This window comes from Citrobacter sp. XY323, from assembly GCF_025106035.1.
Taxonomy (GTDB): Bacteria; Pseudomonadota; Gammaproteobacteria; order Enterobacterales; family Enterobacteriaceae; genus Citrobacter; species Citrobacter braakii.
Window position 1 is genome coordinate 49809 of record NZ_JANYUK010000007.1, and the last position, 21835, is coordinate 71643.

Annotated in this window: 18 protein-coding genes; 8 read left to right on the plus strand and 10 right to left on the minus strand. The window is 50.3% G+C overall.

Annotation, left to right across the window (positions count from 1 at the left end; genetic code table 11):
* Positions 1–4: 4 nt before the first annotated feature.
* From N0B36_RS12160 to N0B36_RS12190, 7 genes are read right to left on the minus strand one after another with little or no spacing between them, the layout of a single operon-like run.
* A complete protein-coding gene (locus N0B36_RS12160) occupies positions 5–994 on the minus strand; it encodes a glycosyltransferase family 2 protein (RefSeq protein WP_049282762.1) in 990 nt (329 codons plus the stop codon).
* Positions 995–998: 4 nt separating this feature from the next.
* Positions 999–2369, minus strand: coding sequence for a hypothetical protein (locus N0B36_RS12165; protein ID WP_047499493.1), 1371 nt, complete (start codon positions 2367–2369; stop codon positions 999–1001).
* On the minus strand, positions 2366–3577 hold the full coding sequence (locus N0B36_RS12170; protein ID WP_200079748.1) for a lipopolysaccharide biosynthesis protein: 1212 nt from the start codon (positions 3575–3577) through the stop codon (positions 2366–2368). The genes N0B36_RS12165 and N0B36_RS12170 overlap by 4 nt, the downstream gene beginning before the upstream one ends.
* Positions 3574–5703: a tyrosine-protein kinase domain-containing protein gene (locus N0B36_RS12175; protein ID WP_103847965.1), complete on the minus strand. Its 2130-nt coding sequence runs from the start codon at positions 5701–5703 to the stop codon at positions 3574–3576. Before N0B36_RS12175 ends, N0B36_RS12170 begins: the two co-directional genes overlap by 4 nt.
* 2 nt (positions 5704–5705) lie before the next feature.
* Positions 5706–6263, minus strand: a complete 558-nt coding sequence (locus N0B36_RS12180) for a polysaccharide biosynthesis/export family protein (protein WP_016154118.1) — start codon at positions 6261–6263, stop codon at positions 5706–5708.
* 1 nt (position 6264) lies between these two features.
* Positions 6265–7551: an outer membrane beta-barrel protein gene (locus N0B36_RS12185; protein WP_019077511.1), complete on the minus strand. Its 1287-nt coding sequence runs from the start codon at positions 7549–7551 to the stop codon at positions 6265–6267.
* Entirely contained in the window at positions 7541–8956 is a 1416-nt protein-coding gene (locus N0B36_RS12190; protein ID WP_259688196.1) for an undecaprenyl-phosphate glucose phosphotransferase, read from the minus strand. The genes N0B36_RS12185 and N0B36_RS12190 overlap by 11 nt, the downstream gene beginning before the upstream one ends.
* A gap of 1048 nt (positions 8957–10004) precedes the next feature.
* On the opposite strand from N0B36_RS12190, the gene N0B36_RS12195 reads away from it, so the two are divergent.
* From N0B36_RS12195 to N0B36_RS12210, 4 genes are read left to right on the plus strand one after another with little or no spacing between them, the layout of a single operon-like run.
* Entirely contained in the window at positions 10005–10577 is a 573-nt protein-coding gene (locus N0B36_RS12195) for a fimbrial protein (RefSeq protein WP_141875720.1), read from the plus strand.
* A gap of 54 nt (positions 10578–10631) precedes the next feature.
* Complete coding sequence (locus N0B36_RS12200) at positions 10632–11303, plus strand: molecular chaperone (RefSeq protein ID WP_047499484.1); 672 nt, start codon at positions 10632–10634, stop codon at positions 11301–11303.
* A gap of 13 nt (positions 11304–11316) precedes the next feature.
* Positions 11317–13869, plus strand: a complete 2553-nt coding sequence (locus N0B36_RS12205; protein ID WP_259688197.1) for a fimbria/pilus outer membrane usher protein — start codon at positions 11317–11319, stop codon at positions 13867–13869.
* Positions 13870–13879: 10 nt separating this feature from the next.
* The gene (locus tag N0B36_RS12210; protein WP_049282755.1) at positions 13880–14962 is read left to right on the plus strand and encodes a fimbrial protein; all 1083 of its coding nucleotides are present in this window, start codon (positions 13880–13882) and stop codon (positions 14960–14962) included.
* On the opposite strand, the gene N0B36_RS12215 is transcribed toward N0B36_RS12210, so the two are convergent.
* Together N0B36_RS12215 and tctD are read right to left on the minus strand one after the other, a co-directional pair.
* Positions 14955–16406: a sensor histidine kinase gene (locus tag N0B36_RS12215; RefSeq protein WP_049282754.1), complete on the minus strand. Its 1452-nt coding sequence runs from the start codon at positions 16404–16406 to the stop codon at positions 14955–14957. The genes N0B36_RS12210 and N0B36_RS12215 overlap by 8 nt on opposite strands.
* Positions 16393–17067 carry a transcriptional regulator TctD gene (gene tctD / locus N0B36_RS12220; protein ID WP_016157281.1) on the minus strand — a complete coding sequence of 225 codons (675 nt, stop codon included), beginning with the start codon at positions 17065–17067 and terminating at the stop codon, positions 16393–16395. Before tctD ends, N0B36_RS12215 begins: the two co-directional genes overlap by 14 nt.
* 153 nt (positions 17068–17220) lie before the next feature.
* Here tctD and N0B36_RS12225 point away from each other — a divergent pair, with 153 nt between their 5' ends.
* From N0B36_RS12225 to N0B36_RS12235, 3 genes are read left to right on the plus strand one after another with little or no spacing between them, the layout of a single operon-like run.
* Positions 17221–18198, plus strand: coding sequence for a tripartite tricarboxylate transporter substrate binding protein (locus N0B36_RS12225; RefSeq protein ID WP_080859118.1), 978 nt, complete (start codon positions 17221–17223; stop codon positions 18196–18198).
* A 14-nt stretch (positions 18199–18212) separates the two neighbouring features.
* Positions 18213–18647: a tripartite tricarboxylate transporter TctB family protein gene (locus N0B36_RS12230; RefSeq protein ID WP_087050849.1), complete on the plus strand. Its 435-nt coding sequence runs from the start codon at positions 18213–18215 to the stop codon at positions 18645–18647.
* A gap of 10 nt (positions 18648–18657) precedes the next feature.
* Complete coding sequence (locus N0B36_RS12235; protein ID WP_016154129.1) at positions 18658–20172, plus strand: tripartite tricarboxylate transporter permease; 1515 nt, start codon at positions 18658–18660, stop codon at positions 20170–20172.
* Positions 20173–20215: 43 nt separating this feature from the next.
* Here N0B36_RS12235 and N0B36_RS12240 read toward each other — a convergent pair whose 3' ends face one another.
* The gene (locus N0B36_RS12240; protein ID WP_016157283.1) at positions 20216–21106 is read right to left on the minus strand and encodes a LysR family transcriptional regulator; all 891 of its coding nucleotides are present in this window, start codon (positions 21104–21106) and stop codon (positions 20216–20218) included.
* A 98-nt stretch (positions 21107–21204) separates the two neighbouring features.
* On the opposite strand from N0B36_RS12240, the gene N0B36_RS12245 reads away from it, so the two are divergent.
* Positions 21205–21807: a short chain dehydrogenase gene (locus N0B36_RS12245; RefSeq protein ID WP_047499476.1), complete on the plus strand. Its 603-nt coding sequence runs from the start codon at positions 21205–21207 to the stop codon at positions 21805–21807.
* The last annotated feature ends 28 nt before the right edge of the window (positions 21808–21835 follow it).

Genomic DNA, 21835 nt, shown 5'->3' on the forward strand with positions numbered 1-21835 from the left:
TTAGTTATTCATGAATGATTTTACTGTCAGGCGGAGTCAACGGATCGCGTACTGGTTTAGTCAACCCTTTAACAAGTCCCGCAGAAAGCACGGCCAGGTTCATTACGCTCTGCAATCCGTTCAATAACGATCGATTCTGCACGGTTTTCAAGATAATAAAGGCAAGCAAGGGTAGAAATGCAATATCGAAAAGTTCGAGGTTGAAGGTCACCGCCGCAATAAACAAGGCAATCAGATACACAGAAAAAATCGCCTCGTTCTTAACCATTTTTAACGCTTTGCCGAAATAAGGTTTTCCCCATGCACAACGTAAAAGCTCGCCCGGTGCCTGATAGTATCCACTTTTCCAGCGGTGCTTCAGCATCTGAAAGGTCGGCATGGTATGCGAAGTATGAATAAAATACGGAATATTCAGACGGCGTAGTTTATAACCCGCATCGAGCAAACGCAGGCCAAGTTCGGCTTCTTCATAAGCGTGCAAATTACGGTTGGTGAGATAACCAATTTTCTCAATCGCAGAGCGGCGATATAACCCACCACCGCCTAAATGGTCGCTATCTCCAAGCGGATAGATTTTACTAATACGCTGCTTACGCGATTTAAATTCATAGTTAACGGCATCGTCCATTTCAACGGTTCCCGCGACACCTGCATATTCCGGCTCAGCCTGCAAAAAAGCGACAGCCTGATCCACAAAGCCCTCTTCCAGCTCCATGTCGCCGTCCATCAGCAACAGATATTCCCCTTCACTATACAGATAACCTAACTGATGCCCGACGCCGCAGCAGCGATCGCCTGGGTCAGTTAAAGAGACCACGGTCACCCCTTTATCGATCGCAAGCTGTTGGGTGTTATCCGTTGACAGGCTATCTGCCACTATAATTTTATGTGGATAATCAATAAGCTGTCTGCGGATACTGTCTATCGTTTTCTCAATACATTCAGATTCATTGAGTGTTTTAATACTCACTGAAATAAACGGTTTTTGGTCCATACAATTACCCTACACAGCGAAGGACGGTTCGACGAATCACTAAACTTGATCCTAGTGATAAATAGAACAGGAATTGTAACATCGGTGTAATCATCAGTATCTGGCTGTAAGGTAAGCTAATTAAGCAACTGATAGCAAAAGCGTTAAACGCCGGTGCAAAGCTCAGCAACTGAAGATCCTGCTGGTCCAGTTGTTCAAGCGTCAGTAATGGCTTTGGCTGACAAACTTTCAGGATATAAATGAATAAGCTAATAAAAAGTAACGTGCCGATCACCCCGACTTCCCACAGCAGCATACTCAGGGAAGTCGAGTCGAGAATTAAGTTATAAATGATATTCAAAAAGCCCGGCGACACCGTACTCCCGCTGTTTGTGGCGTTGAGCCCGTACCCAAATAACGTTCCTGAAAGCCCCCACAGATCGTTATTTTTCAACCAGAACAGGAACGTCGTAAAGCGCCCTAACTCCCCGGTAGACATAATGTAGTTCGGGTCAAAGATATAGCTTAAGGAGTCGATGAAAATGCTTAACGAGCTTTTCGACGGATCGCCGCCAAACGCGGAAGAATAATAGTACGCGAGGATCACTATCGACAGGCTAATAAGCAGCAGCATGCCCGCCACAATAACCAACAGCGTTTTCAGATTAACCTTACTGACGTCTTTGACGTAGCTCGGTGAGATCCACACCCACGCGAGGAACAGAGGTGACAGCAGAATGACGAACTTCACTTCACCAATAATACATAGCCCGATCCCAAGAACAATGTGCAACGCCATGGACTTGAACGAGGTCAACCCGTGCTTATACTCAGAGACTTTTAACAACATAATCAACAGGCAAAACAGGCCCATCGCAGCAGTGTTACCGCCCCCCATGGGGTCACCGCCAAACGTACCAACCACGGAGTCCCATTTCTCATCTTCGCCACGCACCGCAACGCGCTGGGGAACGACCAGCAAAACCTGATAAATCATTACCGGGATTTGCGCGTAAAACACCCAGTACAGATAGCGCGTTGCACGGTAAACCTGCGACTCCCGGCAAAATCCCAGCAGCAAACAGATCATCACCAGTGACAATGCGATTTCATTTTTAAATGCCACAATCGCGACGGTGATCCCGCCCTGAATCAGCGTCGATGTTCCGGCCAGTATCAGGAACGAAAAATACAACGCCAGGACAATCGTCTCCTGCGCATCCAGCTGCAGCGAGCCATCACGCGTCTGCATCACCAATAATCCCACCATCAACAGGGTCAGGAAAAAGGGGATCCATAGCACCGACTGCATGCCGGTAAAGTATTGCACCAGGCCACACAGGATCAGCGTGACAAAGCTAAAAACCTGTAAATAGTATCCGGTATTCAGCGTCATAGTATCACCGGCTTGTCTTTCAGAAGATTGGCTCGCTTATTCATTTTCAGATAAATGAAGGCGTAGCGAATAAATGTCAGTGAAGAAAACAGGATAACCGACGTAGCATAATCTTTATGAAAATAGGGAATGACGACAAATGCGAATAACACAATCGCCAGCTGTTCCAGTTGGATACGCAGAAAATAGCGGTGGGAACCAAAAATAAGCTCAATCACCGTCAGAGGGCTTATCGCCAGCGCCGGGAATAAATAGGGCAACATGTAGCGCGACGTCTCAATGGAGTTAATCCAGTCTTCACTAAAGCCCAGACGCATCACTATTGGATAGAAAATAAACACCCCGAGAGTACAGATACCCCCCAGAACCAACAGTAGCATCCGCACCCTGGTATATTCATGATAATTAAAGGTATTATTTCTGAAGTCGATAGACCACTTGGAAAAAATAGTATTGCGCACTGCGTTGCCGATGATCACCACCGGCGCCAGGCAAAAGCGGCTAACCACGGAAAAATAACCTGCCGTCAGCGCCGAGAACCAAAAGTTAATCAACATAATCGGCAAATTACTGCTGGCCATCGCCAGCACTTCCGCACTACCGACTTTGGTAATGTGATGGATATTCTGTTTGAAAAAATGCCAGTTACTGGCAGGTCGCAAATGTCTGGCCGCCACGGAACGAATATCAAATGAATGCAAAATACAGCTTATGGTCAGCACCATCGTCGCGCAGGCCCATGACCAATAAAACAGTTGCACCTGATGCGTAACCAGAACCGAAAGTAATACCACCACAGAGACAGAGATGCGCTGGAAAATCAGAAAACGAAAATTGGCCGTGCGCAGCGACAGGTTTTCCGAGATTAAAACCCACGCCGTCGCCAGCGTCAGCAAATAGAGGAACAGGATGTTCTGGTGAAACAGCCACGCTGTCAGTACGGCGTACGGTAAGGCAATGATCGTGCTTTGGATCAGGCAAAAAACGACGTTCTGTACCAGTTCGTCGTCGTGCTGTTTTGGAATTAAAAGCTGCGATGCAAAGGTGCACACCTGCGCGCCCACCACGGCGATGCTGTAATTGAGCGCATAAAGCCCCACCTCAGCCATATCGTACTTGTGCGAAATCAACCAGATAGACAGCGCACCAATCAACTGCGAGATGACTGATGAACCGGCTATCGTGGAAGCGCTCTTCAGTAGACTCATACCCGGCCTGGCGTCGTCATCAGTTGATCGGTACTGAAGTTAAGTGAACGCAGACCCTCCTGGGTTTCAAGATCTTTTTCTTCAACCGCATTGAGTACCGCGCCAATCACCACGCCGTTATTTTCCTCAATCTTATCCAGCGCGCTGGCGATGTGTCCCGCCGACTCCACCCCGGCTTTCACAATGAAAACAACCCCATCGACGGCACGTTTGATCAGTTGAACATCCTGACTCTGATTCACAGCAGCAACATCAATAATGATGCGCTGATAATGCGATTTCAGTTCGCGCATTAAGGGTTCAACATGCTCCGACGACAACATCAGTAAAGAAGAGATGGTGCTCTTGCCGTGCGCAATAAAGTCGAGATTATCACTGAGCGTGATCCGCGCCTGTTCCAGCTGAGTCTCTCCGCGCAGCAGCTCAGCCAGGCCTGCGGATGTAGGTGATGCCAGTTCAGAAGAAAGCCCGCCCGTATTAAAGAAATCCGCATCAATAAGCAGCGTTTTCTGGTCAAAACTAAAGGAGTTCGCTAACAGATTCGCCAACAAAGAACGCCCATCACCGTGTTCCGTCGATGCCACGGCGAGCGTCTGTAATGGACGATTATCCAGCATAATCCGGGTACGGATACCGTGCACAATATCGGCATTCAGCGGGTTCTTCAGGATCATGTCCCGCACTTGCGCACGCCCTGAGGTTCCACTAAAACGACGGATTTCGCCCAGCGGGGTAACGTTGAGGCGCTTTTTCATGCGACTCAGGCTGGCGATTGAGTTATCCATCGCCGCTTTGACAATGAAATACATGATGCTGAACACGACCACCAGCATGACCACCATCACCAACAGCAGTGATTTATTCGGCTTCGCCGGTTTTAATGCGGGAACTGCGGGATCGTATAACACCGCATCGGCATTCACGCCGGACAGCGACAGCTCCTGAGTACGCTGATAGAGCGATTTATACAGGTCTTCCATTTTATCTAACGACAGTTTTTGGCCGTTCCAGGCATCCCGTTTTGACGCCATTTTCTGGAAGATCTCTTTCTGCTGTTCCACCTGTTGCTGATAGTTCTTTTCATCCGCCAGCGCCGCCAGATATTGCTGACGTAAGCCGACTTTCAGCTCACCCAACACCCGTCCGGTTTGGCTTTGGATCGACTGAACATCGGCCTCTGCTTTTAAAATGGCGGGGTTTTTTGGCCCATAAACTTTGCGCAGTTCAGACAACGTACGCTGCGCCTGAATCAACGCAATGCGCAGATCCTGAATCTGAGCATGGTTAGAGACCGAAGGCTGCGAGATAACGCTCTCGGCGGACTTCCCTGCTCCATTCACCTCGTTATAAACGGATTCAGCGGCAACACGGCGTTGGGTCGCGTCGGCCAGACGATTGGTCACGATACTTAACTGCTCGGTTTCAAAACCATCGATACCGCGAAAGGTCAACAGCCCGGCATTTTTCAGATAGCTTTCCATCTCTTCTTTTTGCTTCGCTATCGACTTCTGAATCTCTTCCATTTTTTCATAATTCAGTTCGCGGGCTTTCTCTACTTTCTGACGCTTTTGCTCCAGCGTATAGTTGATGAAAGCCTGCGCGACGCCGTTGGCGATATCAGCCGCAACCTGGGGCGAAGTCGATTCATAGGTAATAGAGGCGAGGTTCGTTGTCCGAATACCGATGACATTCAGGTTTTTCGACAACGTTTTCAGCGCCTGCTCCATTCTCAGTTGCCGACTTTCACTGCTATCAGCGCCCTGAGCATCGGCTTTTTCCCCGGTAAATGCCGGGTTTTCATCCAGCTTCATATCGCGAACGGCTTGCTCGAGCACAATTCGTGAATGCATCAACGCATATTGCGTTTCGTAGTAACCACTGCGCGTTGAATCGAAACCATCAACCTGTGGGAACGGAGAAATGTTATCGGCCTGCGCCTTAATCAGCACCGTCGCCGTTGATACATACTTTGAGGACATCATGCTGATTAACGGATAAGCCACGACCCCGGCAACGATACCGGCCAGCGCGATTTTCCAGGCGTTCTTTTTCAGCGCTTTGGCAAAGCGGGAGAATTCAACAGTGCTTTCTCGTTTTTTGCCGTTTTCCACTATTGATAGTTTCATCGTCAGAAGAACCCCATGCCAATAATCACGACATCCCCAGGATGAACAGAGTGCGTTAAATCAACATTCTCAAGCAGCTGATTGCTACCTGACAGGCGAATGTTGATATCTTGACGGTCAGCACGATCTGTAAACCCCCCCGCCTGCGCAATAGATTTCTCGACGGTAAGTCCTGGCTCATAAGCGAATCCATTCGGACTTTTCACCTCGCCAGAAACATAGTATTTACGGAACTCGGCAATACTCACCGTCACCATCGGAGTAGTAAAATAATCTCCGGTCAGGCGTTGAGTTAATTCGTTAGTCACCTGTTCAACAGTTTTATCTTTTAATATAAGAGCACCAACAAACGGGAAATTAATCTCCCCACTCTTATCCAAAATAAACCGCATCGTCATATCGGGTTGACCATGAACAGCGATATTGACAGTATCCCCTGCCCCAAGTCGGTAATCCTGCTGAACAGTAGCAGGATCGTCCATTAATCTCGGGCTGGACGTTGTGCATCCGACCATCAGGATACTGAATAGCAAAACCGCGCACAGTTCTATTATTTTCATTTTAGATCTGAACCTTAGCTTTAAGCATAATCATAGAATTATCATAACCCAACGTTCTGATGACTTCCTGATTGTCGTTGGGACCGATATAAAACGAATCAGTATCCTTATTCGAATTCAACGTATCTATTTGATATTTAATCTCAAAATTGACCGACGGCGTGTAGTCATAGCTCATGGTTACGCTAAATACCCCATCTTTATCATGCCGATCTTTATTCTGTTTTTTATAGTCTTCTGAAGTGTATGAGTAATCCAGCAAGGTAGAAAAACGGTTGCCTAACCAGAAGTGCTGGTAAGAAAGACCATACTGGGTGACTAAAATATATCCCCCAACTTCCGATGGGTCTTTAATGCTTTGCGCTGAGTGCACCGTGAAAACAGACTGCTGTAACGGCTTCCACTCCCCTTTTATATCCCAGTTTAGACCATTAAAATCATGCGAGTTTGCGTTGTTTTCAAATGTCTTGTACAACCATGAAATATTCATGTCGACATTGGTTTTTCCCGTCAACTGCGACTTCAGGCCATACAGCAAATAATACTCATTAGTGTCTTTTTCTGAGTTGTTATCATAGTGACGCTGGTTAGTAATAAAGCTATAGCGAAAACGCGTTCTGGATGTGTATTGGTCAAAAATTTCTGCCACCAGGCTATTTTCGTGCCATTCCTGTTCCTGAATGTAATTGTAGAAATCTTCACTACTCTCCTGGGCGTCAGACGTATTGCCGAACGTCAGTTTTTTGTATAACAACGCCAGTTCCGCTTTCCCGCGCCCATCCGGCGCGCCAAAGCTGTAGCGCAATTCACTGTTAATAAAATTCGTCGTCAGCGGAGATTTAATCCCATACTGCTCGAATTGACCCGGTAGAAACCCCTCAGTGATCCCTCGACCGCGGGATTCGTGCCCAAGCGTATCCTCCAGATTGAGTGTTAAGCCGTGCTTGAGCCCATAGCGCCAGGCACCGTTAAAACGAAAAAAATGATCGTTATAGTTATCAGCGGAATCGCTTGAGTAGTTACGATAATCACCGGAGTACATCAGTAAATACTTATCCTGACCGCGCTCTCCGATCATACTCAAAACGGGCGCTGCGCTCTGAAACGAGGAACCGATAGCATCTCTGCTATGTGGCTGATAAGACACGTTATCATTATAACCATAGTCCACAGCGACCTTGCCCTGGAAGTCGATCCCCGCAAAGCCAATGTGTGATTTCGGTGTTAAATCAGCCCATACGGGCTGCGATATCACGATTCCGGTAATCACGAGTAATTTAGTATGCATTCTTACCGATAAATCCTTTGAAAATAGTTTTAATAATAATTTTTATATCCAACCATAAAGACCAGTTTTGAATGTACTCAATATCGTACTGAACCCTTTTTTCCATCTTATAAAGCGCATCGATTTCCCCGCGGAAACCGTTGATCTGCGCAAGCCCGGTGATCCCAGGCTTAACTTTATGGCGGATCATGTAATTTTCGACCTGTTTACGGTACTGCTCATTATGCGTAACCGCATGAGGTCTGGGACCGACAATCGACATACTTCCCTGCAATACATTGATAAACTGCGGCAGTTCATCCAGTGAGGTGCGGCGTAAGAAACTACCAAACTTGGTTACCCGCGGATCGTTTTTAGTGGCCTGAATAACCGTATCGGCGTTCTCCATAACGCGCATCGAGCGAAACTTCCAGACCTTAATTTTTTGCCCGCTAAGACCATACCGATCTTGTTTGAAAAAGACTGGCCCGCGGGAAGTGAGTTTGATTCCAATGGCAATGGCCAACATTAGCGAAGAAATCATCACCATAATGATGCTGCCAAGCACCAAATCTTCCGCCCGCTTGATAAACGACCCCGCCCCTTCAAACGGCGAACTAAAAATGCCAATAGTTTGCAGGTTGTGAATAGAGCGCAGCTTGGACATGTTGTTACTATAGGTGTAGAAGTCAGGAACTATATATGTATCTACGGTGGTGTCTGACATCATCGCCAAAAAATGACGAATGCGTTGTAAAGCTACCATCGGTAAAGCGATGTAGATTTCGTCTATATTTCCCTGCCGGGCTTCCTCAACCAGATTGATCACCGGCCCACGAAAGGGGCTTTTTACCTTATCGACGATATCGCCACAGCGGGATAAGGCGCGCTCATCATAAAAAGCCAGATCCAATGTGATATTAGCGTATTCATCCATTAACGCGTTTTCTGCCGCCAGACCATTGTCGGTCAGACCAATAATCGCCACGCGCATACTCTTTTTCGTTGAATATTTAAAAATGAAAAAGCGAATGTAATAAAGAAAAGGTAATGGGATGAAGTACCAGTAAATAATCGCTGAATAAAAGGGGGAAGGCAGTTTGTCTAAGTAGCCGAGAGACTCGGGTTCAGCCACCGTCATGCTGACCAGTTCGTTCAGAAAAATCGCCAGCAGCGTACAAAAAACCAACCGTTTTTGATTACGTAAACCGATCGTCTTAATCTTTTGTTGATACATTTTAATGTATTCAGCAAACAGTAAGAAAAAGACTGAGAAGAGAATACTCAGAATGGCAATGGTGTTAAATGGCGCCAGACCTAACAGATGGGCGCTAAAAATTAACGTCGCATTGATTACAATGAAATCGACCAGCTTTAAAAAGACTGGATATCCGTGGCTGCTAATCTTTAGCGATTTTTTAAGCATATCTCAGCCCATTATTTATTGATTTTTAATTGTTTTTTTCCTCATTTATGTTGCTAATTATATCACAAGTCTTAAAAACGCAATGGCACACCGTCATTAAATGTAAAAAACAATGTAATACAATGTGATGGGTTTCGCACCATACAAATGCAACCCAATGATTTAGATGATTATTTATTGGTAATATTTTTTAACTTCATCCTTAAAAAACATGATTAATTGCAACATAAACGTCATTGACAGATCACAACTCATAAGCTACCACGGCTAGAATCACATGATGAGCGCCTGACAACGGCTTAACCTTACAAAAAGCAATACTTTGTCCAAACCTCGTTGCGCTACGGCCAGTGATGAGAGTCCTGGAGAGCGACAGAAGAAATCAATAAGTCTATTTATAATTCCCACCATAAAAATAACTTAGTAACACATTTACAAAGCAATGATTAGCAACCTTATTATAAATAAGGTATTTTACGAAGAGTATGCGATTGCTTTCATTTTCACGCTCAAAATTCAAAAAAAAACGAATAATAAAAAAAATTTAGTTTAAATAATTGTAGCAAATCCGAGGAGATGAAGCGGCAAGCATGACTTCAATTAAAACGATAGCCAATCATTGAGAAAATGCGTGTTACATATTACTAATGTCAACATTCTGCATGAACACACCTTTAACATCAGAGTTTACAGCGCTTACCAACACATCAATTTAAAATAAAGAGAAGAGAATAAATGACAGCATTAAAATTTTGTTAAAAGCAGCGTAAATCGCCCCAACGAATTATTGATAACAATGTATACACTTTTGTTAAGATATATATAAAAACACCTTCCAAAGCCATTCAATCATGCCAAAAAATTTTGTTTACTTATTTTTCGCAAATAAATAATATCCGCGCCGGATTACTTGTTGAGCAATTTACGCACGTTATTCATTTCTTTCAAATGAAGTCCTACATCATTTTTTGACGTTGATGAACTCCAGCTGAATCTGTGCCTCTGACAAGTACTTTTCTGAGTAAATAATAAATTTAACGGAGTTATGATGATGAAAACTGCACTTACCAGCAGTGTACTGGTCGCATTGTTTGCCGCTAATGCTGGCGCAGCAGCGAATTACGTTACCACTGCCGCAACAGGTTCTAAAGCCACCGCGACGGTCCATTTTACCGGTGAAATTGTTGCCAGTACCTGCGTGGTGAGCACAGCAAACCAGCCAGGTAAAACAGTGGCATTGCCACAAGTTACCAACCAGCTATTTAGCGGCGCGGGCTCTAGCACCGGTAATACTCCGTTTACGTTGCAATTTAGCGGCTGTAGTGGGGTAACTGGAGGAAGCGGCTATGTGGTGGTCTTTACTGGTAAAACCCCTGGCAGTAACGCAGCACTTCTGCAAGCGACTCGTGGTTCGACTCCTGCCACCGATGTTGGCATCGAAGTGGATCAAGCGGGTCATGCCCTTAATTTCGCTTCAGGTAGTAATGAGGTGATATTAACACCAGATCATAATGGCGATGCACAAATCGATCTGGTCGCCAAATATCAGCAAATTGGCGCAACGCTGCCTGCGGCTGGCACGATCACTGCGGATATGAATTACACCGTCATTTATAAATAACGGACGTTGATTGCTATGGATGGCACTCTTCCCTGAACCTGGAAAGTGCACCTGATGAATAAAATATTCTTTTACCTGTTGCTGTGTGTGGTTAGCACCGCTCACAGCGCAATTAATTTGGGTCAAACACGCGTTATTTATAATGAGAACGATAAAGCGGCGATGTTTGACGTCAACAATAATACAGACAAGCCATATATGGTACAGACGTGGCTGGATAATGGTAATCCGGATGAGACGCCAGCCAATCTGCCAATGTTAATTACGCCTCCGATCCTGAAACTTGACGGCCATAAATCAGCCGTGTTGCGAGCTATTTATCAGGGCAACGGCTTTCCTGAGGATGTTGAATCTGTAGTGTGGATTAATGTGCAGGAAATCCCCACCATCGAGAATGAAGAAAATACCTTACAGCTGGCGCAGCGTATTCGCATCAAACTATTTTATCGCCCTGTTGGGCTGAATATGACGCTACCTGAAGCCGTTGAGAAATTACAGTGGCAGTGCCACGGTCATACTCTGCGGGCAGTCAATGCGACGCCGTTACATATCTCCCTGACGCAATTACATATTAACGGCCAAAACATCGATGCCGACATGATTAATCCGCATGGCGAACGCACGTTTGCGTTGTCACAGCAAAAAGTCAGCCATATCGGTTTTAGCTGGGTAGATGATTACGGCGGCACTAACGCGGTTAATAACGTCCCGGTATCTTGCAATTAAGTTAGGGTTGCACATGATGAAAAAAAATAAGCACCCGCAACGGTACACCCTCTTTACGCTGTCAACGCTGGCCGTGTGCATACCTACATACGCCAGCAGCACACCGCAGTTTAATACCCGTTTTGTACATGGTACGCAAAATATTACCTCCGTAGTGCAAATAGCCCGTAATGACGGACTTAGCGAAGGCACGTTTGAATACGATATATATCTTGACCATAGCTTCGTCGAAACGCGCAATGTTGACTTTAAAAGACGTCAACCACAAGGCAAGCCGCAACCTTGCCTGAGCGCGGACGATCTGCGCAAATACGGGATTAAAATCCCCGAGGGTAACGCCGATACCTGCGTGGAGCTCACGGCGCTGATCGCAAACAGTCGCCTGACGGCAGATGCAAACTACCAGCGCATTGATATTTCAGTACCAGAAGCGTTTCTGCTTTCGACTGCGCATGACGCCGTGCCTGAATCGGTCTATGACGATGGGATTAATGCCGCTTTTGTCGGCTACAACGCCAATACGACGCACCTGATTGAACAGGGTCAGGATCATGACTCTGTTTTTGCCAGTTTTGCCAACGGTATAAACCTGGCGGGATGGCATTTTCGCAACCAGTCTACTTTCAGCTATGCCAGCGGCTCAGGTCGTCAATGGCAAGCGGTTTCCACGTGGGTGGAACGTAATATTATTGCGCTGCGTAGCCGCTTGCGCTTCGGGCAAACCTATACGGACGACGATGTGTTTGACAGCATCCAGTTTACCGGGGCACAGCTCACCAGCGATGAAAACATGTTGCCTGATAGCCAACGCGATTTTGCGCCAGTCGTTCGCGGCGTCGCCAATAGCAATGCCACAATCGAAATCCGTCAAAATGGCTATCTGATTTACAGTAAAAACGTCGCGCCAGGCGCGTTTGACATCGACGATATTAACCCCAGCAACCAAAGCGGCGACCTGAACGTCAGCGTTATTGAAGCCGATGGCAGTCGGCGTAATTTCACTGTGCCTTATTCGGCGGTCCCGAACATGCTGCGTGCAGGTAACAACCGCTTTCAGTTTACGGCAGGGGAATACCGCGACGGTTACAGCGGCGGCTGGCGGCCCCGCTTTGTTCAAGGCACATTGAGTTATGGTCTCAGCTTTGGCTCCACGTTGTACGGTGGTTTCCTGACCGCAGAAAGCTATAATGCGATTGCCACCGGGATCGCTCAGGATCTGCACCAGTTCGGCGCGATTTCTTTCGATATCACTACCGCCAGAGCGCAGCTTGCCAGTGGAGAGGCGTCCACAGGACAAAGTTACCGTTTCTTATACTCCAAATCGCTGAACCAGTACGGTACGGATTTCCGTCTGGTTGGCTACCGCTACAATACCTCCGGTTATTACAGCTTTAGCGACACCATTAACGAGCATAACAGTTGGTCCTCGGGCTATTACGACATCGCCTATGACGACCCGAATCAACAGCTGCGTTTTCCTGGCGAAGAGCACAACAAAAAGCATTACTACACCACTAACTACAATAATCGCCGCCAACGTTTTGAGGTCTCTGTTAACCAGCGTTTGTGGGATAACGCCTCTCTTTACGTCAGCGCCAGCCAGCAAAACTACTGGCACAACGGGAGTCACGACCGCACGATACAGCTGGGTTACAACGATACACTGGGGAAAATCAACTGGAGCGTTTATGTACAGGATACCCGTAACCAGTACGACTACCAGGACCGCAGTATCAACCTGACGCTTTCCATTCCATTCGATTTCATGGATAGCCGCGGCTTTGTCTCCACCAACATCATGCATAGCCAGCAGAATGGCGACAGCTACTCCACCAGCTACAGCAATACAGCATTTGACGATCGTCTGAGCTGGGGCGTTCAGGGCAGTACCACCGATCGACAGGATTCCTCTGCCGGGGTTAACGCCGCCTGGCAAGGTGACAAGATGAATGTTCAGGGGGGCTACAGCGCAGGACGCAACTACCAGAATATGAATATGGGCATCAGCGGCGGGGCAATGCTGCACGCAGGCGGCGTGACGCTCATGCACTCTCCTGGCGATACCATGGTGTTGGTCGAGGCCAAAAATGCCGACGGTGTCCATATTCAGCAACAAAATGGCGTGGCAATTGACGGTAACGGCTATGCGGTCCTTACCGCAGCAGACGCATGGCATTACAACGTGGTGAGTCTGAATACCGCTGATATTGGTGCCGGGCTGGATATTCCGCAGGCACAGAAAAAAATTGTTCCAACAGAGAAAGCCATCGGCAAAGTGGTGTTTGAAACCTTCAGCGGCCGCAACTATCTGGTCAATGCCGTCATGCCCGGCAACATTGCCCCCCCGGTCGGCGCGAACGTACGAGATACCAAAGGTCGTAGCCACGGTCTGGTCGGTATGCATGGCGCACTGTATGCCAGCGGCGTGGAGGACAATTCTCGCCTGGAAGTGCGCTGGGGCTCCCATGCAAATGAACACTGCTTTATTCAAATGCCGGATAACCATAACCAGCCGGTGAAGAAAATCGGATATACACAAATTACCGCCCAGTGCGTCGGCTCGTAAGGTGCAATCAATGAATCCGTTAAAAATAGTTAAACTCGTGGTGCTGCTTTGTTTGCCGATATTCAGTAGTGCAAGCTATGCGGTTACCTGTACAGCAAACAGCGTCTCCGTACACGTTGATCCCATTAAAATCAGCCACAGTACCACCGCTGGGGACACCGTTTGGGTGTCCAATCCACAAACCGTTAGCGTCACTTGCCGCGACACAGATTATATGCCCCACGGCGAAGCCGCCAGAATCTACATCGACCCTGATCATGAGTTTGCGCATTTTCTGCAGGGAACCAATATGAAACTGGTGGTGAGCATTGATGGTCGCCCCTACGATCAAAGCGCCCAGGCCGTCACCACCCAATATCAGGCAACGTTGCCTCGAACACGTTCAGACAACTACTGCAGCAGTAATAACCACAGCCATACCAGTGACTGCCAGGCGCGCCCACAAACATTTTCTTTCACCTTTAACCTCAGTCTGGTCGCTACCGGAAAACTCCCGGATCCTTTGCCTGCGCTGGCCGGTCGCACCATCAACAAAGTTTTCGTCGTCGACGGTATTGGCAGCATTAACGCCTGCGGTTCGCATTGCTCCACCAGCAATCCGGCAAAAAACTTTGGCCCCGCGCTTAATGGCCTGAATAACATCAGTTATATCAACTGCGAACCGATCGTCTCTATCAGCTCTGACAAAGGAACGGATACCGTCGAGTTTGGCAGGATCAGCATTACCGAAGCAAAAGTGGGAAAAGATAACAGCCACAGTAAACAGTTTGCCGTTATTGCCGCAGAAGCCGCCGGGAAGCATGAATGTCGCGGCATCAACTACGCGGTAACGTTTACCGGCACCACAAGCAACAGCGGCGCAGTTTTTACCGGTCAGGGGACGCCAGATATCGGCGTTACGCTCCAGGATGCTGCACACCCCGGCTCCGGGGACATTATCAGCGGCAACCGTATCGATTTTGCCAGCAGCGCGTTTACCAACCAGAGCGACAGCCGACGCAAAGAGTTCATGGCAACCCTGTTCTGGCTGAAGAATCCTCCCCAACCCGGCACATTTAGTATCCCTGTCAATGCGACGGTGACCTTTAAATAACAGGCGCAGGACGATGCTGATCGTCCTGCGCGTCTCGCACCAGGCATAAAAACCGCAGTCGTACGCTTAACCCGCCTAATGTTTCACTCCGTGATAGCTGAGGGTGCGTGCGGTGCAGACGAGCAATGTCGTTGACCAGCGCCAGGCCTATCCCGGCGCCAGGGACATTACCGACGTTATCAAGGCGATGAAACGGCAGCAGCGCCTGGTGCACCATCTGCTCATCGATGCCCGGCCCGCTATCTTCAACCACCAGCACCACCACCTCTCCTTTTAGCAGCAGACGGGCGGTTACCACACCATGCGGCGGCGTGTATTTCAGTGCGTTATCCAGCAGATTCCCGCACAGTTCGCCAAGCAGGACTTCATCGCCCTCAATCCACACCGCATCCTGTTCCCCTTCATAGCCCAGATCGATCCCTTTACTGCGCGCCTGCGCCAGTCGCGTGAAACAACTGCTTTGCACCACCTCATACAAATTAACCGGCGAGAAGTGCCTTTCTCCTTGCTCTTTGCGCTTCACAGCCGACAGCTGTAACAGCCTTTCCGTCAGTTGAATAGTGTTGTCCAGCGTGGAGCTCATGGCTTGCAGACTCTCATACCATTGCTGCGGCTGCTGGCTGGCGAGGGCCACCGCCGCCTGAGTTTTTAGCACCGCCAGCGGCGTTTTAAGCTGATGGGAAGCATCCGCGCTGAAGCGCTCCTGGCGAGAGATCAGGCCGCGAAGTCGGTCCAGATAACGGTTGAATGCCACAATCAACAGACGGGTTTCCGACCACGGCAGCAGCTCCGGCAGCGGCGTCAGCAGCCCAGGCTCGCGACGCACCATCAGCGATGACAGCTGGCGCATCGGGCGTAACACCCGACGCAGCAGCCAGCCGACCAGCACCAGCGTGAGCAGCACCAGCAGCCCTTGCGAAACCCACGAGGAAAACAGCAGCTGTCGCGCCAGGTAACGTCGCGATTGCAGCGTTTCGGCGACATAAATCTCGGCCATGCCGATAATGCCGCCCTCGTTGACGGGCTGCAGCAGACGCGCCACGCGAATTGCCTCCCCGCGATATTCAGTGTGATAAAACCACGCCAGCGCCGGATAAAGCCGCGTACGCGATGTCGCAGGCGGCATCGCAGGTAAATCGTCATAACCTGAGATAACCTTCCCCGCCGGATCGACGACCTTGTAATACAACCTGTCGTTCATATTCAGCTCAAAGCTGTCCAGCACCACCCACGGCACATTCACTTCCAGCTGTTTGTTGTGCACCACCAGTCGCTCGGAGACGGTTCTGGCAGACGAGAGCAGCGTCCGGTCATACGCCTGCGTCGCCGCCTGTAGCGCGCTGACATAGCTGTTAAATGCCGACAGTCCCCACAACAACATGAGCGGCAAACCCAGAAACATCAGCAGTTGCAGGTACAACGATTGGGGTTTAACCCACTTCATCGCTACGCTCCAGCACATAGCCCAGTCCGCGCAGCGTGGCGATGCGCACATCGCTTCCCTGTAGCTTTTTACGCAGACGATGGATGTAGAGCTCAATGCTTTCGGGGCTGACCTCATCGTTTAGACTGAAGACCTGTTCAAACAACTGCTGACGCGAAACCGGTCGCAATCGACGGTACATCAGCACCGTCAGCAATGCCTGTTCGCGCGGCGTGAGCGCCAGCGGCTGCCCCTGCAACAGAAAATAGCCCTCATCGTGAAACGCCAGTTCGCCCAGTTGCTGTATGCCCTGCACCTGCCCCGCGCTGCGGCGTAGCAAAGCCCTCAGCCGGGCATCCAGCTCCTCGATTTCAAACGGTTTTGCCAGATAATCATCAGCCCCGACGTTCAACCCTTTCACCCGATCGGCCACCGCGCTGCGCGCCGTCAGCAGCAGCACAGGAAGCGTCTGCCCGCGTTTGCGCAGGCGCTGAACGACGTCAAGACCATCCAGTCCCGGCATATTGATATCCAGCACCGCCAGCGCGTACGTTTCGCTATGTAAAAGATGGTCGGCCGCCAGGCCATCAAAAACGCAGTCGACGGCAAAACCGTTTTGCACCAGCGCTTTCTCCAGCCAGTGAGCTAACTCACGGTTATCTTCCGCTAATAAGAGACGCATATCACATCCTGTAAAGTTTCTGCCGCATTGAAAGGGAATTGAAAGGTTAATGTTTTAACAATCATGCAACCGAACCGCTACACATCGGCTCACATAATCACAAAAATCTTCTTCCGTACCCGAAAATCCGGTTTTCCGGCGTGAGGATAAACAATGAAAAAACAGTTACTTCGTACCCTTACTGCAAGCATTTTACTGATGAGTACCTCTGTTCTGGCGGAACAAGCGCCATCGCGCACAGAATGTATCGCCCCTGCTAAACCTGGCGGTGGTTTCGATCTCACCTGTAAGTTGATTCAAGTGAGCATGATGGAAACCGGCGCTATCGAAAAACCAATGCGCGTAACCTACATGCCCGGTGGCGTTGGCGCCGTGGCCTATAACGCGATCGTCGCGCAACGTCCGGCTGAAGCGGGTACCGTAGTGGCATTCTCCGGCGGCTCGCTGCTGAACCTGTCACAAGGGAAGTTTGGTCGCTACGGCGTTGATGATGTCCGCTGGCTGGCAAGCGTGGGCACTGACTACGGCATGATTGCCGTACGCCAGGACTCACCCTGGAAAACGCTGAAAGATCTGCTGACGGCAATGGAGAAAGATCCTAACAGCGTGGTCATTGGCGCAGGCGCCTCTATCGGTAGTCAGGACTGGATGAAGTCGGCGCTGCTGGCGCAAAAAGCCAATGTCGATCCACACAAGATGCGCTATGTGGCCTTTGAGGGCGGCGGCGAACCGGTCACCGCGCTGATGGGGAATCACGTCCAGGTGGTTTCCGGCGATCTCAGCGAGATGGTGCCTTATCTTAGCGGCGACAAAATCCGCGTGCTCGCCGTGTTCTCTGATGAACGTCTGCCAGGCCAGTTAGCTAACGTGCCAACCGCCAAAGAGCAGGGTTATGACCTCGTGTGGCCCATCATTCGTGGCTTCTACGTTGGACCAAAAGTCAGCGACGCCGAGTATCAGTGGTGGGTTGATGCCTTTAACAAACTCCAGCAGACCGATGAGTTTAAAAAGCAGCGCGATCTGCGCGGCCTGTTTGAATTCAACATGAGCGGTAAGCAGCTCGACGAATACGTGAAAAAGCAGGTCACGGATTACCGTGAGCAGGCGAAAGCCTTCGGTCTGGCGAAATAAGCGCAGAGGCAAAGATGATGAGCGATCGTATTTTTGCAGGTATCTGGCTGTTGCTCTGTATAGCCGGGCTGTTCGTGGCCTGGCAAATCACCAGCGAATACAGCTATGAGCCGGTTGGGCCGCGTCCCTTTCCGCTTGGCATTATCAGCCTGATGCTGGTATGCGCCGTGGCGCTGCTGTTGCGCCATCCCGACACCATCAGTTGGCCCCGCCGTCACGTGCTGCAAAAGCTGCTGACGATGGTGATTGTTCTGTTGATGTACGCCTGGGGTTTCGAATGGCTCGGTTTTCCCATCGCCACCGCCATTCTCACCGTGGTGATTGGCATGCTGTTCGGCGCAACCATTCCGGCTGCGGGGATTTCCGGCGCGGTACTCGGCATTCTGCTGTGGTATGCCTTTGACCGACTGCTTGACGTCACCTTACCACTCGGCGCCTGGCTGGGTTAACGGAGAAACGATGGATACCTGGATTTATCTTTCTCAGGGTTTCGCGGTGGCCATGACGCCGGAAAACCTGGTCATCGCCCTGATTGGCTGTTTTGTCGGTACCATTGTCGGGCTGTTGCCTGGTCTTGGACCCATTAACGGCGTGGCGATCCTGCTGCCTCTGGCTTTCGCTTTGCATCTGCCTGCAGAATCTGCGCTGATCCTGCTGGCTACGGTCTACATAGGTTGTGAATACGGCGGACGTATCTCCTCCATCCTGCTGAATGTTCCCGGCGATGCGGCGGCGATTATGACCGCGCTGGATGGCTACCCGATGGCGCAGCAAGGCCGCGGCGGCGTTGCGCTCTCTATCTCGGCGGTCAGCTCTTTCATTGGTTCGCTTATCGCTATCGGCGGCATCATTCTGTTTGCCCCGGCGTTAGCCCAATGGTCGCTGGCCTTCGGTCCGGCGGAATACTTTGCCTTAATGGTTTTCGCCATTGCCTGCCTTGGCAGCATGATGGCGCAAAACCCGCTGAAATCATTTCTGGCAGCGCTTATCGGTCTCGGCCTTGCGACCGTCGGCGTAGACGCCAATACCGGGGTTTATCGCTTTACCTTTGACAGCGTTCATCTCTCCGACGGTGTGCAGTTTATCGTGGTAGTGATTGGGCTGTTCTCAGTCTCTGAAATACTGTTAATGCTGGAACATACCAGCAGTGGCCAGACGCTGGTGCGTAAAACGGGCCGCATGTTATTTAACGCCAAAGAAGGTGCGCAGTGCGTTGGCGCAACTCTGCGTTCATCGGTGATTGGCTTTTTCGTCGGCGTCCTGCCTGGCGCGGGCGCAACCATTGCCAGCGCTATCACCTACATGACCGAGAAAAAGCTCAGCGGCAATAGCGACAGCTTCGGCAAAGGGGATATACGCGGCGTGGCGGCCCCCGAAGCCGCCAACAACGCCTCGGCCTGTGGCTCCTTTATCCCGATGCTGACGCTCGGCGTACCGGGCTCCGGCACCACGGCGGTGATGATGGGCGCGCTGACGCTGTACAATATCACCCCGGGTCCGGCCATGTTCACCGAACAGCCGGATATCGTTTGGGGGCTGATTGCGGCGCTGCTGATTGCTAACGTGATGCTGCTGGTGATGAACATCCCGTTGATCGGCCTGTTTACCCGTATGCTGACCATCCCCTTGTGGTTTTTGGTACCGGCTATCGCGGCAGTCTCCGCGGTGGGCGTGTATGCCGTCCACAGCACCACTTTCGATCTGGTGCTGATGGTTGCCCTCGGCGTGCTGGGCTACATATTGCGCAAAATGCACTTCCCGATGTCGCCGTTAATTTTAGGCTTCGTTCTGGGGGAAATGCTGGAGCAGAACCTGCGTCGGGCGCTGTCTATCAGTAACGGTAATATGGATATTCTGTGGGCCAGCGGCGTGGCGAAAGTGCTGCTGGTGATGGCGGTACTGGTTATCGTGGTCCCGCCAGTGCTACGCCTGATTCGTAAACGTAACAGCAAACCGCAGGTGGATATCAGCTAATAATATGCCGGATAGCGGCGCTGACGCGCCTTATCCGGCATTTTCATCTTAATTCCTGAACGGCACTGAGTACGTGCTCAACAAACCGCGTCAGCTTGGGCAGCGGACGCAAATCTTGTCGCCACAGTAGATGAATCGGCCGCGGCTGCGGCGTAAACTTTTCCAGTATCCGAATCAGTTTCCCGGTAGCCAGCTCTTGCGCCAGCAGCACCTCCGGTTGCAATAACAGTCCAGCCCCCGCTACCGCCGCCATACGCAGGCCATGACCATCGTTACAGCGCAGGATCGCATCGCGCTTCCATCTGACCTCGCCCGTCACGCCAGGCAGTATCCATTCGTTGCGAGCGGTCCACACGGTATGGGACAGGCACAGATGATCCACCAGATCCGCTGGCGTAAGGGGCGTGCCATGACGGGCAAGATAATCCTTTGATGCACAGATCGCCATACGGTAAGGGCACAGGTATTTCGCCACCACATCAGTCTGATGGATATCGCCAATACGGATCGCCAGGTCGACGCCTTCATTCACCAGATCAACCATCCGGTTGGTCAGATCCAGCTCAATGCGCACCTCAGGCCAGGCCTGTAAAAACGCAGCGGCCAGCGGCGAGATAACGCAAGCGCCAAAAGAAGTAGGCGCGCTAATGCGCAGCGTCCCCGCAGGGGCCAGCCGCAGACGCTCTACCGAACGCTCAGCTATCGACACCTGCTCCAGCACGCGGCGGGCTTCTTCAAAATAGACACGCCCGGCATCGGTCAGGCTCTGGCGGCGAGTATTGCGCTCCAGCAGACGCGTGCCGAGCTGTGCTTCCAGTTGGGTGATATATTTTCCCACCATCACCGCAGACATCTCGAGTCTTGTTGCCGCGGAGGTAAAGCTTCCGCTCTCCACCACGGCGATAAACGTTTCCATGCCGCGCAGCTTATCCATATTACAAACCTCTGGTTAGCAATCATCTAACTTATAGCCAGTTTATCCGATTTCATTTTCATTAAAGAATAGTGGCTCACACTATTCTGGAGGTGGTTATGAAAATCGTCATTATTGGTGCCAGCGGTACAGTGGGGCGCGCAGTCACAGAAACGTTAAGCCGTAAACATGAGGTGATCCGCGTAGGTCGCACGCAGGGAGATTACCAGGTCGATATCACCTCGCAGGAGAGTGTCGAGGCATTGTTTGAAAAAGTCGGTCGGGTAGATGCGATCGTTTCCGCCACCGGCAACCTGTTCTTTGGCCCGCTGTCGACAATGACCGACGAGGACTTTAATCAGGGATTACAGGATAAGCTGTTAGGCCAGATACGTCTGGCATTAACCGGGCAACATTTCCTCAATGATGGCGGCTCGATTACGCTAATTAGCGGCATTATCGCCGATGAACCCATCGCACAAGGGGCGAATGCGGCAACGATCAATGCCGGACTGGAAGGATTTGTGCGCGCTGCTGCCTGTGAGCTAGGTCGTGGTCAGCGCATTAACCTGATAAGCCCAACCGTACTCAGTGAATCCGCCGAAGCATACGATGGTTTCTTCCCTGGCTTTGAAAGCGTCCCCGCCGCTACCGTTGCCAACGCCTATCGCCGCAGCGTGGAAGGCATCCAAACCGGGCGCATTTATAAAGTCGGTTACTGACTTTGCTGCTGCCGTTGAGTTACCCTCA

Coding starts and splice junctions, on each gene's coding strand:
- N0B36_RS12160 (WP_049282762.1), bottom strand. CDS start 994: ATGGACCAAAAACCGTTTATTTCAGTGAGTATTAAAACACTCAATGAA.
- N0B36_RS12165 (WP_047499493.1), bottom strand. CDS start 2,369: ATGACGCTGAATACCGGATACTATTTACAGGTTTTTAGCTTTGTCACG.
- N0B36_RS12170 (WP_200079748.1), bottom strand. CDS start 3,577: ATGAGTCTACTGAAGAGCGCTTCCACGATAGCCGGTTCATCAGTCATC.
- N0B36_RS12175 (WP_103847965.1), bottom strand. CDS start 5,703: ATGAAACTATCAATAGTGGAAAACGGCAAAAAACGAGAAAGCACTGTT.
- N0B36_RS12180 (WP_016154118.1), bottom strand. CDS start 6,263: ATGAAAATAATAGAACTGTGCGCGGTTTTGCTATTCAGTATCCTGATG.
- N0B36_RS12185 (WP_019077511.1), bottom strand. CDS start 7,551: ATGCATACTAAATTACTCGTGATTACCGGAATCGTGATATCGCAGCCC.
- N0B36_RS12190 (WP_259688196.1), bottom strand. CDS start 8,956: ATGCTTAAAAAATCGCTAAAGATTAGCAGCCACGGATATCCAGTCTTT.
- N0B36_RS12195 (WP_141875720.1), top strand. CDS start 10,005: ATGATGAAAACTGCACTTACCAGCAGTGTACTGGTCGCATTGTTTGCC.
- N0B36_RS12200 (WP_047499484.1), top strand. CDS start 10,632: ATGAATAAAATATTCTTTTACCTGTTGCTGTGTGTGGTTAGCACCGCT.
- N0B36_RS12205 (WP_259688197.1), top strand. CDS start 11,317: ATGATGAAAAAAAATAAGCACCCGCAACGGTACACCCTCTTTACGCTG.
- N0B36_RS12210 (WP_049282755.1), top strand. CDS start 13,880: ATGAATCCGTTAAAAATAGTTAAACTCGTGGTGCTGCTTTGTTTGCCG.
- N0B36_RS12215 (WP_049282754.1), bottom strand. CDS start 16,406: ATGAAGTGGGTTAAACCCCAATCGTTGTACCTGCAACTGCTGATGTTT.
- tctD (WP_016157281.1), bottom strand. CDS start 17,067: ATGCGTCTCTTATTAGCGGAAGATAACCGTGAGTTAGCTCACTGGCTG.
- N0B36_RS12225 (WP_080859118.1), top strand. CDS start 17,221: ATGAAAAAACAGTTACTTCGTACCCTTACTGCAAGCATTTTACTGATG.
- N0B36_RS12230 (WP_087050849.1), top strand. CDS start 18,213: ATGATGAGCGATCGTATTTTTGCAGGTATCTGGCTGTTGCTCTGTATA.
- N0B36_RS12235 (WP_016154129.1), top strand. CDS start 18,658: ATGGATACCTGGATTTATCTTTCTCAGGGTTTCGCGGTGGCCATGACG.
- N0B36_RS12240 (WP_016157283.1), bottom strand. CDS start 21,106: ATGGATAAGCTGCGCGGCATGGAAACGTTTATCGCCGTGGTGGAGAGC.
- N0B36_RS12245 (WP_047499476.1), top strand. CDS start 21,205: ATGAAAATCGTCATTATTGGTGCCAGCGGTACAGTGGGGCGCGCAGTC.